The organism is Cohnella candidum (assembly GCF_003713065.1).
GTDB lineage: Bacteria > Bacillota > Bacilli > Paenibacillales > Paenibacillaceae > Cohnella > Cohnella candidum.
On record NZ_CP033433.1, the window covers coordinates 678,570 to 694,245 of the forward strand.

Consider the following 15,676-nt stretch of genomic DNA (forward strand, 5'->3'; position numbering starts at 1 on the left):
GTATGGATGGCTCCTTTACCGGAAATCAAATTTCAGTATAGCCCGAGCGGGTAAAGTTTTACAAACGATAAATCATGGAGAAACAATGCGAAAATAATGTTGAGGCACCCCATATACGATAAAATGGGAGAATAAGTTGCGATAGCGGTTGATTTTAGGAGGAGAGATGGTCATGAGCGAACAAATCGAAAGCTATTTGGATTCGCTTTTCGATAAGGATGCCGATCTGGAGCGCGTGCTTGAAGGGATACGCGAACGGGGCATGCCGGAGATTTCGATTGCGCCCGGGTACGGACGGCTGCTGACGCTGCTGGTGGCGTTGACGAAAGCTCGGAATGTATTGGAGATCGGCGCGCTGGGGGGATACAGCGGGATTTGCTTGATGCGGGGCATGACGGGGGAAGGACGGTTGACATCTTTGGAGCTTCGGGAGGATTACGCGGCTTTCGCGGGTAGCAACCTGGCGGCTGCGGGTTACGGGGAACGCGCGGAGACGATCGTCGGGGATGCCTCCGCGACGCTGGAGAAGCTCGCGGTGGAAGGGCGGCGATTCGATTTCTTCTTCATCGACGCGGATAAGGAAAACTATCCGAACTATTTGGAGCAAGCGATCCGGCTTGCCCGGCCCGGCGCGGTCATCGCTGCCGACAACACGCTGCTCCGCGGAAGAACGGTCAACCCCGACAAAATGGGGCCGTCCGTCCTCGCGATGCGCGAGTTCAACCGCCGGATCGCGCAGGATCCGCGGCTCACGGGCGCCCATTTGCCGGCTTACGACGGTCTTGCCTTGGCCATGGTGAAGTAATACCAGACGCCGGTGGCAAAGAGCAGCGCGGCGGACAAGATGAACAGCCCCTGGATGCCGAAGGGGCCGGATAAAGCGCCGCCGATGACGGGGCCGAGCATGTTGCCGAGGCTGAGGGCGCTCCCGTTGAAGCCGAAGGCTCGGCTCTCCTTGCCGTCCGGCGTGTATTTTCGAAGCAGCGCGTTGACGGTCGGGATCAAGCCGCCCATGAAGCATCCGAGCATGAAGCGCCAGACGAGCAGCTCGCCTACGGTGCCGACGAACGCCTGCGGCACGAACATGACGGCGGATCCGAGCAGCGATATCAGCAGGATTCTCGTCGCGCCGATCTTATCCCCCAGTCTTCCGAGCAAGGGGGAACAAATCATGTTGGACATCGCGGTGACGGAGCCGACGAATCCGGACCAGAAACCGAGCGTCTCCGGCGGCACGTTGAGTTTTTCGACATACAGCGGGATTAACGCCATGGGGCTCAGCATCGCGAATTGGATCAGCAGCGTAACGGTCAGCAGCACCGGGATTTGCGGAATGTCGAGAAGTTCGCGAAGGCCTTTGACGATGCTGACCTCCGGTGCTTTGGCCGCGGCGGAACGGTCGAAGTTTTCGCGCACCATGATCCAGGACAGGACCGACGCGATGAACAGCAGCGAACCGGTGATGTAGAAAATCGGCCGGAAGCCGAAGCTGTCCGCCATGAGTCCTCCGAGAAACGGGCCGAGAATGACGCCCGCTGTGCCACCCGACTGCAGCGTGCCCATGGCGAAGCCCATCCGTTCCTTCGGGGTGCCGGCGGACACGAGCGACACGGCCGCGGGCGAGAAGCCCGAGATGATGCCGTTCGCCATCCGGAGCAGCAGCATGTGCAGCGGCGTTTGCGCGAAGCCCATGGCGGCCATCACGATGGCCATGCCGAAGCCGGAGCGGAGCAGCATGATTTTGCGGCCGTAACGGTCCGAAAGTTTGCCCCAGATCGGCTGGAACAGGAAAGAGGTCACGAAGTTGGCCGCAAAAATAAGACCGGCCCAGACGCCGATTTCATGTTCGTTCGTCAGGCCGAGGTCTTGTTTTAAGTAAAGCGATAAAAACGGGGTAATCATCGTCATGCCCGCCATGACGAGAAAATTGCCGAACCATAGTACGGTAAGGTTGATTTTCCAGCGCTGCACGATTTTCGACTCCTTCCAGTCCGTCCCATCAAGTATTGACAGTATAATCCGATTGTCATGCTTTTGTCATACTCCGCGGGCCCCGGCAGGTTGTGGGCGCTGTGGATAAAGGGCATAATGAAAAGAAAGGAAAACCAATCACTCCAAGCAAATGAGGATGCCGGATGGCCTATAACGACCGTTTTCTCCGCGCTTGCCGCAAGCAGCCCGTCGATCGGGTGCCCGTATGGTACATGAGGCAGGCCGGAAGGTACGATCCCGATTACCGTAAAATCAAAGAAAAATATTCGCTTCTCGAAATTTGCCGCCAGCCCGAGCTGGCGGCCGAAGTCACGCTCATGCCGGTGCGCAAGCTCGGCGTCGACGCGGCGATTCTGTATTCCGACATCATGAACCCCGTCGCTTCGATCGGCATCGATTTCGACATCGTGAAGAACGTCGGCCCGGTCATCCACAACCCGGTGGCGACCGCGGCGGACGTCGAGCGGTTGAAACCGATCGACGTCGAGAAGGACCTGGCTCACGTCCTCGAAACGATCCGGATCCTGGACCGGGAACTCGAGGTTCCGCTGATCACGTTCGCCGGAGCGCCGTTCACGCTGGCGAGCTACATCGTGGAAGGCAAGCCGTCGAGGTCTTATCAGCTCACCAAATCGCTGATGTACCGGGAGCCGGCGGTTTGGCACAGCTTGATGGGCAAGCTGTCCGACATGGCGGTCGCTTATCTTCGGGCGCACCATCAAGTGGGAGCGAAGGCGGTCCAGCTGTTCGACAGCTGGGTCGGCGCTCTGGCTCCGCACGATTTCAGGGAGTACGTGCTTCCTCACGTGAAAAGCATTTTCGAGCAGATCTCCGACCTGCCGATTCCGAAAATCTATTTTCCCGGCGTCAACTCCGGTGAACTTCTTTCTTCTCTGACCGGACTGCAGGCGGACGTCGTCGGCCTGGATTGGCGGGTACCGCTGGCGGAAGGCCGCAGCCGGACCGAAGGCCGTTTCGCCGTCCAGGGCAATCTGGATCCGTACGTGCTGGAAGCGCCCGAAGCGGTCATTCGGGAGCACGCGAAACGGCTGCTGGATGAAGGCATGCAGGAAGACGGCTTCATTTTCAATCTCGGTCACGGACTTTATCCGGAAGCTTCCTTGGAGAAGCTCCGGGATTTGACCGCATTCATTCACGAATATTCCTCGGAGAAGCTTCGGCCGGAGGTGAGAGCATGAGCGATACCGCGAACAACAAAATCGGCGTGCTCGTCATGTCGTACGGAACGCCGGAAAATATGGACAAGGTTGAGTCTTACTATACCCACATCCGCCGGGGACACCCTCCGACGCCGGAGCAGCTCGAAGACTTGACCGGCCGGTATAAGTCCATCGTAGGCGGAGTGTTTCCGCTTCGGGAGAATACGGACAGGCAGGTTGCCGCGCTGCAGCGGACGTTCGACGAAATGGCCGGCAAAGGCCGCTTTGTCTGCTACCAAGGGCTCAAGCATGCCCCGCCGTATATCGAGGACGGAGTCGCCGCGATGGCGAAGGACGGGATTACGCAAGCGGTCGGCATCGTGCTGACGCCTCAGTATTCCTCCATGAGCGTAGGCGGGTATATCAAGCGTGCGGCGGAAGAAGCGGAGAAACATGGCATTTCCATGACCTTCGTGAAGCAATACCACCTGCATCCCGCGCTGATCAGATCGCTCGCGGAACGCGTCGGCAACGCGCTGGACCGTTTCGGCGACCGGAAGGAGCAGGTGATGGTGCTGTTCAGCGCCCACAGCTTGCCGGAGAAGATCCTCGAAATGAAGGATCCCTATCCGGAGCAGCTGCTGGAAACTTCCCGCGCGGTGGCGGAGGCTGCCGGCGTGCAGCACTGGCAGTTCACGTGGCAAAGCGCCGGACAGACCGGCCAGCCATGGCTCGGTCCGGACATTCTCGAAACGCTGGATCGCCTGGCGGCGGAAGGAACGAAGGAAGTTCTCGTGACGCCCGTCGGATTCGTGTCCGACCATTTGGAAGTGCTGTACGACATCGATCTCGAAGCGAAAAAGCATGCGGCCGGTTTGGGAATGCGCCTGGAGCGGATCGACATGCTGAATGACGACCCCCGGTACATGGCGGCCATAGCCGAATCGGTCCGGGAGGCGCTCGGGGGGACTGCAGAATGACACAAGCAAACATTCGCAAAGTGGCGGTATTGGGAGGCGGAATTACGGGCCTCGCCGCCGCTTTTTATTTGTACCGGGCCGCCGAAGAGCAAGGGATCAAGATCGACGTTGTGCTGCTGGAAGGCACGGACCGGCTGGGGGGCAGGGTGAATACGCTGCGCCGCGACGGTTTCTTCATCGAGCGGGGGCCGGATTCCTTTCTCGCCCGTAAGCTGCCGATGGTCCGGTTGGCCGAAGAGCTAGGCTTAAGCGATCAGCTCACGGGAACGAACCCGGAGGCGAAGAAAACGTACATCGCCCGTGAAGGCGTTCTGCACCCGATGCCTGCGGGTTTGAACTTGGGCGTGCCGACGGACGCGGAAGCGTTCCTGAAAACCGGCCTGCTTTCCGAAGAAGGTAAGAAAAGAGCGCTCGAGGAAGTCGACGTTCCGCCGTTGCCTGCCGGAGCGCCCGACGAGACGGTGGGCGCGTTTTTGGAGAGGCGTTTCGGTTTAGAAATGGTGAAACGGATTTTCGAGCCGCTGCTGGCGGGCATCCATGCCGGGGATTTGTACGCCTTGGGCCTGGAAGCGACGTTCCCGCAGTTCCGCGACATGGAACGGCAGTACGGCAGCCTCATCCGGGGCATGACGGAAGCGCGGAAAGCGGCGCAACAGAAAAATCCCGAGGACAAAGCGGCCGAAAGATCGATCGGTTCGGCGTTCCTGACGTTCCGCTGGGGGCTTACGACCGTCGTTGAAGCTTTGGAGGCTCGGCTGAGAGAGTACGGCTGCGAGATTCGCCTCGGTGCCCGCGTCGTCGGGCTGGAGAAACCCAACTCGTCGCCGGCTTATCGATTGCTCTTGGAGCAGGGGGAGCCCATTGACGCGGATGCCGTCATCGTCGCGCTGCCCGCGTCGGGCATCGCGGGGCTGCTTGAGCCGCACGTCGACGTGAGCTCGATGCGCGGAATCAACTACATCTCGGTCGCAAACGTCGTGTTCGGTTACGATGCGGCGGGGTTCGGCCATCCGCTGGACGGCTCCGGCTTCCTCGTGCCCCGCGGCGAAGGAAGCCTCATCACGGCCAGCACGTGGACTTCGTCCAAGTGGCTGCACACCGCGCCGGAAGGAAAGCGGCTCGTCCGCTGTTACGTCGGCCGCGCGGGCGAGGAAAGCAACGTTGAGCTTTCCGATGAGGATATCACGGCGGGCGTCCGCCGCGATTTGAAGGCGCTGATGGGCTTGGATGCCGAGCCGGAGTTCGTGGAAATCACCAGGCTGCGGCACTCCATGCCTCAATATCCGGTCGGCCATCGCCTAGCGGCGGACGCCTTCCTGACGGAGCTCGCGGATCGCTTGCCCGGCGTGTTGGCCGCGGGCCAGCCGTTCGGCGGCGTCGGGCTGCCGGATTGCGTGGCGCAAGGGAAAGAGGCGGCGGAATCGATCGTCCGCTTGTTGAACGAGTAACGGGGGGAATGATGGGATGGAGGCTTCGGCGGTTATTTTGGCGGGCGGTCAAGGCCGGCGCATGGGCGGCCGGAACAAGGCGCTGCTGACGTTCGGAGCCGTTCCTTTCATCGAACGGCAGATTCGCGAGGCGAGCGGCTGGACCGACGACATCATCGTGGTCGTCGCGGAAGACGGCGATTTCGCCGAGGACCTCAGACGGCGAGGAGACGTCGCCGTCGTGATCGATCGTTTTGCCGGAGAAGGGCCGCTGGCCGGCCTTCAGGCGGGTTTCGCCGCGGCTCGCCACCCGCTTGTATGGCTGCTGGCTTGCGATCAGCCCTGGGCGGATGCCCGGGCGGCCTCGCTTCTTTGCGAACGGATGCGGGAAGAGGGCGTCTTCGCCGTCTTGCCGATCATCGGCGGGCGTCCTCAGCCGCTTCATGCGGTCTACCGAAAAGAAGTTCACGTTGTCGCGGAAGAACTTCTTCAACAAGGCGAAAGGCGCATGACCGCGCTGCTTGATCGCATGTCCTGGACCGGCATTCCGGAGGAACGGTTCCGAGACGCGGGCGTCCCGGACCGCTTCGCCGATGACATTGATACGCCGGAAGCTTACGAGCGACTTCGCAGAGTCGAAGATTCCGAGATTCGTTAAGGAGGCAGGCAGCCATGAACGCTTCCCCATTGCCCGACAGGTTCCGCCGCCGCGCGATCTCCCCGGAGGAAGCGCTCGGACGGATCCTTCCGCGCGTAAATCCGCTTGAAGCGGAGACCGTGCCGCTTCACGATGCCTGGGGCCGGCGCTTGGCGGAAGCGGTCGCCGCTCCCCATCCGCTGCCGCCGTTCCGCCGCTCGGCGATGGACGGCTACGCCGTGCGGGCGGAAGACCTGCCCGCCGCGGACTCCCCCGAAGGCGTCCGCCTTCGGGTGCTGGAATCGCTGCCGGCCGGAGCGGTGCCCCGGTTCGCCGTCGGGCCGGGCCAAGCGGCCCGCATCATGACCGGCGGCATGATGCCGGAAGGCGCCGACACCGTCGTCATGCTGGAGATGACGGAGTCGGATAAGAGCGGCGGACTGGACTTCGTCCGCATCCGCAAAAACGTGGCCCGAGGCCGCAACGTCGCCGGCATCGGCAGCGAGGTCGCCGCCGGCACGCCGCTGTTCGCCGAAGGGCGCCGCGTCGGTGCTGGAGAGACGGCGCTGCTGGCCGCCTTCGGCTTCGCGAACGTGCCCGTGGCGCGGCGACCGCGCGTCGGCGTGCTGGCCACCGGCAGCGAATTGCTCGGCGCGGACGAGCCGCTCGCGCCCGGCCGCATCCGCAACAGCAACGCGCCGATGCTGGCGGCGCTGCTGCGGGAAGCCGGGGCGGAGCCGGTCCTCTACGGCAGCGTCTCCGATACGCCGGGCGAGGTCGAATCTCTCATCCGCCAGGGCTTGGCGGAGAACGACCTGATGATCACGACCGGGGGCGTTTCGGTCGGGGATTTCGACGTGCTCGTCGACATCCTGGCACGGTGGGAAGGGGAAACGCTGTTCAACAAGGTGACCCTGCGCCCGGGGAGTCCGACGACGGCGGCCGTCCTGAACGGGAAACTGTTGCTGGCGCTCTCCGGCAACCCGGGAGCCTGCTTCGTCGGCTTCCATCTGTTCGCGGCCCCCGTGCTGCGGAAGATGATGCGGATGCCCAATCCGGAGAATGCGACGTTCCAAGCCCGTTTGGACGAGCCGTTTCTGAAAATCAACGCCTATCCCCGTTACGTGCGAAGCCGTATCGAAATGCGGGACGGCTCCGCTTGGGTCCGTCCGGCGGGAGACGATTTCTCCAGCTTGATGACGACGATCGCGGAAGCCGACAGCCTGATGGTCATTCCCCCGCTGAAGGAAGGTTTGGAGCGGGGAACGCTGGTGCCGGTGATCCCGCTTGGAGAATGGAGGAGCGGCTCCGCATGATCGTGCTGCAGGTCGTTGGCTACAAAAACGCGGGTAAAACGACGCTCGCCTCTGAGCTGGTCAGGTTGTTCGCTTCCGCCGGTCTGATCGTCGGCACGTTGAAGCGGGATGCCCACGACGCCGATCCCGAACCGGAAGGCGCGGATACGAGGCGGCACCGGGAGGCAGGCGCCCGTTTCACCGCGCTTTCGTCAGATTCCCGCACGATGTGGGTGCGCGAAAAGCCGGCCTCCTTGGACGAGCTTCTGGCCGGCATGGAAGCGGAAGGCGTGGACGCCGTCATCGTGGAAGGCTTCAAAAACGCTGACCATCCCAAGCTCGTATTACTCCGCGGGGATGACGATGCCGAGCTGCTCCGGCTCCCGAACATCGCCGGCGTCGCGCTTCGCACCTCCGCTCCATTGGCGGAACAAGCCGCGCGTCAGTCCGGATTCCCTGTTTTTCGAACGGATGAGCGGCGTTTCGAGCCCTTGCTTGAGCATGTCCGGACTCTATACTTAAAGCGATAAGGAAGGCGGACCGCGGTCCGCTTTTTTTTGTCGCCATGTCCATATAAGAGATTTTTATCCCTCCGTAGTCGATTTGATCTCGTGAATCCCTGCTATAATGGATGAGAGCGACCCGACGGGAGAGGACGGAAACGAGCCGCATGAGCTTGTCCAAACGCATTTTCGCCGCCTTCATCGCCTTTATTATCGTGCCTTTGTTCGTGCTGGGCAGCGTGTCGTATTTCATGTTCCAGCATATCAATCAGGAGAAATACGCCGAGCAGACCGAAACGACGCTGAAGGCGATCGGACGGAATATCAGCAACATGATCCGGGAAGCGAACTCGTTTTCCGACTTCTGGGTCACGACCAAAGACAGCGTAGAAAGCCTGCAAGGGGCGTACGATCCGAATGCGGTCAGCGAAGAAGCGAAAAAGCAAAACCAGGAATACGAGAGCCTGCGCGAGCAGGAGCTTCTCCGTCGCCGGGTGCTGCTCACCAGTCCGGATTTGAAATCGGTTACACTCTATCGCAACGATGACCGGGTTATCAAAGTCAACTATTTTCCCGACACGACGATCCCCCTCGAAGAGCTGGAAGCAAACCCGATTTTCCCGGAAGTGCTCCGCAAAAACGGCTCCCCGGTCTGGGTCGCGCCCTTCGAGGACAAAAGACTGACCGGGGCGAACAATCTCTTTACGCAAATCCGGGTCCTTCTGGACGTGGACACCCTTCAAAAGAAGGGCATTCTCGTCATCCGCTACCAAATGCGGGAACTGAACCGCATTTTCAGCTTTTACAGCAACGAGAGCAAGCTGGACCGCCGTTACCTGATCGTCGGGAAGAACGGCACGGTCATTTTCGATTCCAAGTCGGAGCTTCAAGGGGCCGGTTTCGCGGATTTGGCCGACACGGCCACCCCGAAGGGACTCAACCTCAAAACGACCGAATACCAGAGCAAGACGCTTGCTTTCCAAGGCGTCAAAAGCCTCGTGTCCGTCGCCGATCTTCAGGATTTGGAGCGTTTGGGCGTCGGGGGCGGATGGAAGCTCGTATCCGTCACGCCGTGGCAGTATCTGTCGGGGGACATGCAAATCGTGCTCCGTTGGATGATCTTCATCACCGTCGCTTCACTGGCTTGCGCCGTCGTGTTCAACCTTTTGTTCGTCCGCCGGACCATCTCGTTTATCATCCGGGTCGTGAAGGCGATGCGACGCGTGGAACGGGGAGATCTCACGACGCAGGTGCCGGTCATCGGCAACGACGAAACGACCAGCCTTTCCAAAGGCTTCAACAGCTTGGTCCACCGGGTTTCCGAACTGCTGGAGGACGTCAAGCAGGAGCAGCGCCGCAAACGACGGGCCGAAATGATGCTGCTCCAAGCGCAGATCAAGCCTCATTTCCTGTTCAACGCGCTCGAGTCGATCAACATTTTGGCCATCCAGAACGAAGGTCGCAAAGTCAGCAAGATGGTGCAGATGCTCGCCAAAATTTTGCGAATCAGCATTCAGCAGAGGGAAGAAATCCGGATCGAGCAGGAACTCGAGCATCTGCAAAGCTATCTGGAAATCCAAAAATACCGCTTCGACGATCTGTTCGAGTACGAAATCGACGTGCCGAGGGAGCTGCTGCGGGAGCGGATTTTGAAGCTGACCCTGCAGCCGCTCGTGGAGAACAGCATCCAGCACGGTTTCGAAGGCATCGCATATATGGGCCGCATTCGCGTCACCGCGAAAGAAGAAGGCAGCCATATCGCCTTCTTCGTCGAGGACAACGGCATCGGCATTCCGGAGGAGACGCTGGCCCGGTTCGCGTTTCAGGGCGTGACCAGTTTGGAGGAAATGTACGCGGAATCGCCCGAAACGGGGGAACGGAGGGGGCTGGGCGTCGGCAACGTGGCCGATCGTCTGCGCATCCATTACGGCCCTTCGTGCGGTTTGATCCTATGCAGCTACCCGGGGTACGGAACGGTCATCAAACTCGTCGTGCCCAAATCGGCCGGAGGTGAAGCGCATGAAGGTCAAAGCTCTTCTGGTGGATGACGAAGCCAACATCCTCAAAAACCTGAAAGCGGTCATTCCTTGGGAAACGATGGACATCGAAGTCGTCGGCACCGCCCGCAACGGCGAGCAGGCGCTCGAAATCGCCAAGCAGGAACGGCCTAAGATTATCCTCTGCGATATTCGCATGCCGGTGATGGACGGCATCCGTTTTCTCGAGGAGCTCCGGAAGTTCGATTCCGAAGCGGAAGTCATCATGATGACCGGCTACCAAGATTTCAGCTACGTCCGTTCGGTCATCCGCTATGAAGTGAAGGATTACATTCTTAAGCCGATCGACTACGAGGAATTGAGCCATACGGTCGAGCGACTGGCAAACGGGGTACGCGAGCGCAGCGTGGAACAGCAATCGATGCAGCGGGAATGGCGACGCGTTTTCCATCTTGCTTACGAGAAGGTGCTCTACGACTTGCTCGTCGATTTAGGCGGCGGCTCTTCCCGCACGATTCTCCAAATGCATGAGGCGGAAGCCGAAGGACTGACCTTCGCGATGATGCTCGTGGACGTCGCCGACTACTCCAAAAAGGAACATACGTGGGAGGAGAAGGAGCGGAAGCTTTGGAACTTCGCGGTGCAGAACATTTTGCAGGAAAGCTTGGCCTCCTTGAGCCTGCATCACTCCGTTCTCCAGGTGAGAAGCGGGGAATGGTGCGTGCTCATCGAGAGGCGGCCGTCCGATCCGTTCGACCGCAGCCAAATCCTCGAGTGGGCGGAATTGCTCCGTTCGTCCGTCGAAAGTTATTTGAAGCTGGGCATCCGGGTCGCGCTGGATCCGGCGCCCGTTCCGATCGAGCGGTTGGCGCGCGCCCATAAAGGCTTGCAAAGGCTGCTCAACTTGACGTCGTCCACGGCAGTAGGCATTATCGTGCCGGAGAAAAACCGGGGCAGCCAGGACTCGTCCTCGCAAATGCTCTGGAACTGGATCGAAGAGATGGTTTCCGGGCTGAAACGGTGCGACAGGAGAAGAACCGAGACGGCGCTGCGGGAATTGAACGACAGCTTCCGCAGGCTTCCGGAAACGTCCTCCGACCGGGCGGAACCGATTCTGCATTACCTGTGCTTGCACCTGTTCCGGGAAATGCGCGCGATGGACGTCTTCTCCCGGGAGGAGGAAACGGCGATCTGGGAGCGGATCGACCGCAACCCGGGCATCCGGGATACGCTGGCCGTCATCAATAAGCTGGTAGACCAGTCTCTCGAGAGCGTCATGAAAAAAAAGACGAGCGACGTGCTCATGCTTTCCGCGCGCGATTACATCGAACGCAGCCTGTCCACCGATCTCAGCATTGATACGCTGGCCGATTATTTGGGCATCAGCGGCAGCTATTTCAGCTTGCTGTTCAAGCAGCATTTCGGGGAAACGTTCGTGGAATACGTGACCAGGCAGCGCATGGAAATGGCCAAGTCGCTGCTCGCCTTAAGCGATAAAAGCGTTACGCAAGTCGGCCAAATGGTCGGTTATGCCGAAAGGCGGTATTTTACCCGGGTATTCAGCAAATACGCGGGCATGCTTCCTTCGGAATTCAGGGAGAAACATCAGAATCAAAAAGGCGTGGCGGAGCTTCAGTCATGGCCATTGGGAGGAGAACGGTAATCGTGGCACAATCGAACGAATGGCGGCAATGGGGTTTGAAGGAGAAAATCGGGCAGCTTTTCATGTGCGGTTTCCCAGGGACGGAGCCTGATGAGGGTATTTTGAGCTTAATCCGGGACTACGGCATCGGCGGCGTCGTATACTTCCGCCGGAACTTGAAGGACGCGGCGCAGGTCGCCGCCTTGTCCGAACGGCTGCAGCAGGCGGCCGGTACGCCGCTGTTCCTGTCCATCGACCAAGAAGGCGGCATGGTCGTGCGCTTGGAAGAAGGCGTAACCGTCATGCCGGGCGCGATGGCGCAAGGGGCGGCGGACGACGAGAAGCTCACGTTCGAGTCGGCGAAGCTGGCCGCCGCAGAACTTCGCAGCATCGGCGTAAACATGAACTTCGCGCCTTGCCTGGACGTGAACAACAATCCGCGGAATCCGGTCATCGGCGTCCGTTCTTTCGGCGAAGATCCGGCGCAGGTCGCCCGTCTCGGCACCGCTGCAGTGGAAGGTTTCCAGCAAGGCGGAATGGTCGCCGTCGCCAAACATTTCCCCGGCCACGGGGACACCGCATCGGACTCCCACTATGAGCTGCCCGTCGTTCCTCACGACAAGGAGCGCTTGGACCGGGTGGAGCTCGTCCCGTTCCGGAAAGCGATCGAGCGCGGCGTGGACGCGATCATGACCGCGCACGTCGTGTTTCCCGCTTTCGAGCCGGACGGTGTACCAGCCACGTTATCGCCGCGGATTCTGACCGGATTGCTGCGCGAGAAGCTGGGCTTCAAAGGCGTCATCGTCACCGACTGCATGGAAATGAACGCGATCTCCGAGACGATCGGCGTTGCGCGCGGAGCCGTCCAGGCGATCAAAGCCGGCGCAGACATCGTGCTTGTCAGCCACCGCTTGGATCGGCAAAGGGCCGCTTTGGAAGCGGTGTTGGAAGCAGTGCACGCCGGGGAAATTCCCGAGAGCCGCATCGACGACGCGGTGGCTCGGATTATGGCGTTGAAGGAGAAACGCGGCCTGTTCGCGGGCAACGGGAAGGCACCCGACTCGGCAGCCGCAGCCGAAGTCGCCCGGAAGCTGAGCGAGAAAGCCGTCACGCTCGTGAAGGGCAGGTCGGAGCTTCCGCTTCCGGCGAACGAACCCGTTACGGTCATTTGGACGGAAGCCCGCGCGGGAACGGAAGTCATCGAAGTGATCGCCCAGGAATGGACGCTGGGAGCGGCGCTTTCCGCCGAAGGTTACGCGGTGAACGAAGTGCGGGTCGGGACCCAGCCGACGAAAGAAGAGGCGGATTCCGTGTTGGCCTCCGTGGACGGAAAGAGCGGAACCGTCGTGTTCGTCTCCTATAATGCAGGTTTCTCACCTGAGCAATCCGGGTTGATCCGCGAAATTTCCGCTCGCCACGGGGGCCGTTTCATCCTGGCAGCCGGGCGGACGCCGTACGATTTGTTGGAGAACCCCGGGGTACCGGTTTATATTTGCGCTTACGAAAACAAGCCCGCGATGATGACCGCTCTGGCCGGCGTGCTGTCCGGCAGGGTGACCGCAACGGCTCGTCTTCCGATCACTGTCGGTGACTATCCCCGCGGCAGCTAAGGGCTCGTCGGGTGGCTCGCGCATGCCTGAACATATCGTGTTTTCGCGCATTATGAACACTATCCCTTTCGCTCAGGTACGCATATTCTGAACACTATTCCCTTTGCTCAGGTTGTGCGTATTATGAGCACTATCCCTATCGCTCAGGGAAGGGGGAAGCCCAGACGGCCTGAGCGATAGGGATAGTGGCCAGAACGCAGTTCGGGTAGGACCCACACCTGAGCCAAAGGGATAGTGGCTGCAATGACTTTCCAAAGACCTAGAAGAGGGCGGCCGAAAGGCCGTTTTTCTTATCCCCTTGTATGCCCTTTCCCTGCCAAATGCTATAATGTCGAAGAAGAAGATACATTTTATCCGGAGGTAGATTCATGTCCTATTCGCGCACCCGCACGAACGAGAAAAAGCGTTCAAGACGCAAAAGCCGAGTCCGCTTTTTGGCTGTACTCAATCTCGTGCTGCTGGGGCTGATAGCCGTCGTCGCCTTCGTATGGTATTACACGGACCGGATGGACAATGGGGTCGCGCAGCCCGCGCCCGTGGCAACGGAGAGTTTCCCGAATGCATCGCCTGCGGCTAGCGCAGCCGAGCCGTCCGAGGAAAGTGCGGATCCGTCAGACTCGCCAATCGCATCTGAAAGCGCCCCGCCCGCGGAATCTAGCGATAAGATTACGTTCGCGTTCGTCGGGGACATTCTGCCCGCAAGCAGCGTGGCCCGTCTAATGGAGAAGAACGGCTTCGACTATCCGTTCCGCCAGACGAGCGCTCTGCTGCAATCCGCGGACATCACGGCGGGCAATCTGGAATCATCCATTACCGAACGCGGAACGCCGGAGCAGAATAAAGAATATTTGTACCGAGGCTCCGCCCTGACGCTTCCGGCCATCAAAGACGCCGGTTTCGACGTCTTAAGCCTTGCCAATAATCATACGCTGGACTATGGCTGGGTCGGTTTGCAGGATACGATGGACGCATTGGACGATCATAAGATTAAACACATGGGATCCGGACTCGACGACGCCGAAGCTTTTACGCCGGTCTACGTCGAGTCCAAAGGCATCACCACCGCGTTCATCGGCGTGAGCAACGTCGTGCCGAACGTGGGCTGGAAGGCCGGCCGCAACCATCCCGGCGTGGCGGAAACGTACGATTCTTCCAGGGCCGTCGAGGCGATCAAAGCCGCGAAGAAAAACGCGGACCTCGTCGTCGTCATGGTACACTGGGGCGTGGAATACACCGACAAGCCCATTGCCGACCAGACGCTCAAAGGCCGCAAATTCATCGACGCGGGAGCGGATTTGGTCATCGGCAGCCATCCCCATGTCTTGCAGGGCTTCGAATCTTACAAAGGCAAGTGGATCGCCTACAGTCTCGGCAATTTCGTATTTTCGGGCACGAAATCGCCTAAATCGGCCGACACGGGCCTTCTGACGGCGGAATGCAGCAAAGAAGGGTCATGCTCCTTAACCCTGCACCCGATGAAAGCGACGAGCGCGCAGCCGGCGCCTATGGACGAAGCCGCCGGGAAAGCGTTGCTCGCGCATTTGTCCGCCGTTTCGACGGCGGCAACGGTAGAGGAGAACGGTGAAATTGTGGCGAATCGTTAAATACGGAATGAAAAAAGCGTGGGATCGACGGAAACGCTGGTTGCGAGAGAGGATGGATTTCATGCCGTTGACGGAAGTGGAGCGCATGAAGCAGCACCCTTGCGTGGCGCACAGGGGATTTTCCGGCAAAGCCCCGGAAAACACGATGGCCGCATTCCGGATGGCTTTGGCGATGCCCGAAGTGCAATGGATGGAGCTGGACGTTCACCTGTCCAGAGACCAAATACCGGTCGTCATCCACGATGCGACGCTGAAGAGGACGACGAACGCGCAAGGACGGGTTTCCCACTACACCGCCGCCCAATTGGCCGCGCTCGACGCGGGCAGCTGGTTCAATCCCTCCTACTCCAAGGAAGGCGTGCCAACATTGGACCAGGTGCTGGCCCTGTCCGCGGGCCGCTGCCGTCTCAACGTCGAAATCAAAGCCGAGGATGCTCATCCGCCGCTGGCCGCGCGTAGGGTTCTCGATGCCATTATGGTCCGCAAAATGGAGCATGACGTCGTGATCACTTCGTTCAACCCCGCCATTTTGATTGCGGTGCGCGAATTGACGAATATCGTGCCGACCGGGTTGATCATCAATGATCAGCCGCCGGGCCTGATCGCGAACGTCCGGTCGCTCGGCTGTACGTTCCTGTCCATCGGGTTCCGCCATCTTACCCTTCCGCTGCTGCAGCAAGCGGAGCAGGCGGGCGTCACCGTGATGGCCTGGACCGTGGACCAAGCCGCCGATTTGAAAAAGCTGGTCAACCGGCCGGAGCCTATCATGATTTGCACGAACTTTCCGGACCGCTGGCTGCAAGCCATTCGCAACTAGGAGGATTTGCAT

General features: G+C 60.1%; 13 protein-coding genes. 12 read left to right on the plus strand and 1 reads right to left on the minus strand.

Going from position 1 to position 15,676, the window contains the following annotated elements; translation table 11 throughout:
• The first annotated feature begins 166 nt into the window (after window positions 1–166).
• Window positions 167–805, plus strand: a complete 639-nt coding sequence (locus EAV92_RS03075) for an O-methyltransferase (RefSeq protein WP_420888801.1) — start codon at window positions 167–169, stop codon at window positions 803–805.
• Here the strand turns inward: EAV92_RS03075 and EAV92_RS03080 are convergent.
• Entirely contained in the window at window positions 772–1,971 is a 1,200-nt protein-coding gene (locus tag EAV92_RS03080; protein ID WP_123039710.1) for an MFS transporter, read from the minus strand. The genes EAV92_RS03075 and EAV92_RS03080 overlap by 34 nt on opposite strands.
• 164 nt (window positions 1,972–2,135) lie before the next feature.
• On the opposite strand from EAV92_RS03080, the gene hemE reads away from it, so the two are divergent.
• The 11 genes from hemE (at window position 2,136) to EAV92_RS03135 (ending at window position 15,664) form a co-directional block, all read left to right on the plus strand.
• Complete coding sequence (hemE, locus tag EAV92_RS03085; RefSeq protein WP_123039711.1) at window positions 2,136–3,191, plus strand: uroporphyrinogen decarboxylase; 1,056 nt, start codon at window positions 2,136–2,138, stop codon at window positions 3,189–3,191.
• Window positions 3,188–4,132, plus strand: a complete 945-nt coding sequence (gene hemH / locus EAV92_RS03090) for a ferrochelatase (RefSeq protein WP_123039712.1) — start codon at window positions 3,188–3,190, stop codon at window positions 4,130–4,132. Before hemE ends, hemH begins: the two co-directional genes overlap by 4 nt.
• Window positions 4,129–5,580: a protoporphyrinogen oxidase gene (hemG, locus tag EAV92_RS03095; protein WP_123039713.1), complete on the plus strand. Its 1,452-nt coding sequence runs from the start codon at window positions 4,129–4,131 to the stop codon at window positions 5,578–5,580. Before hemH ends, hemG begins: the two co-directional genes overlap by 4 nt.
• 16 nt (window positions 5,581–5,596) lie before the next feature.
• Complete coding sequence (mobA, locus tag EAV92_RS03100) at window positions 5,597–6,217, plus strand: molybdenum cofactor guanylyltransferase (protein WP_123039714.1); 621 nt, start codon at window positions 5,597–5,599, stop codon at window positions 6,215–6,217.
• Window positions 6,218–6,231: 14 nt separating this feature from the next.
• Window positions 6,232–7,512 (plus strand): molybdopterin molybdotransferase MoeA, encoded by a 1,281-nt coding sequence (locus tag EAV92_RS03105; RefSeq protein ID WP_123039715.1) that lies wholly within the window; start codon window positions 6,232–6,234, stop codon window positions 7,510–7,512.
• A complete protein-coding gene (gene mobB, locus EAV92_RS03110) occupies window positions 7,509–8,021 on the plus strand; it encodes a molybdopterin-guanine dinucleotide biosynthesis protein B (protein ID WP_164472617.1) in 513 nt (170 codons plus the stop codon). The genes EAV92_RS03105 and mobB overlap by 4 nt, the downstream gene beginning before the upstream one ends.
• Window positions 8,022–8,161: 140 nt before the next feature.
• Window positions 8,162–10,042 carry a cache domain-containing sensor histidine kinase gene (locus EAV92_RS03115; RefSeq protein ID WP_164472618.1) on the plus strand — a complete coding sequence of 627 codons (1,881 nt, stop codon included), beginning with the start codon at window positions 8,162–8,164 and terminating at the stop codon, window positions 10,040–10,042.
• Window positions 10,014–11,654 carry a response regulator gene (locus EAV92_RS03120; RefSeq protein ID WP_123039718.1) on the plus strand — a complete coding sequence of 547 codons (1,641 nt, stop codon included), beginning with the start codon at window positions 10,014–10,016 and terminating at the stop codon, window positions 11,652–11,654. The genes EAV92_RS03115 and EAV92_RS03120 overlap by 29 nt, the downstream gene beginning before the upstream one ends.
• Window positions 11,655–11,656: 2 nt before the next feature.
• Window positions 11,657–13,243, plus strand: a complete 1,587-nt coding sequence (nagZ, locus tag EAV92_RS03125) for a beta-N-acetylhexosaminidase (protein ID WP_277424218.1) — start codon at window positions 11,657–11,659, stop codon at window positions 13,241–13,243.
• Between the two features lie 368 nt (window positions 13,244–13,611).
• The gene (locus EAV92_RS03130; RefSeq protein WP_123039720.1) at window positions 13,612–14,847 is read left to right on the plus strand and encodes a CapA family protein; all 1,236 of its coding nucleotides are present in this window, start codon (window positions 13,612–13,614) and stop codon (window positions 14,845–14,847) included.
• 61 nt (window positions 14,848–14,908) lie between these two features.
• Window positions 14,909–15,664 carry a glycerophosphodiester phosphodiesterase gene (locus EAV92_RS03135; protein ID WP_241158419.1) on the plus strand — a complete coding sequence of 252 codons (756 nt, stop codon included), beginning with the start codon at window positions 14,909–14,911 and terminating at the stop codon, window positions 15,662–15,664.
• Window positions 15,665–15,676: the final 12 nt, after the last annotated feature.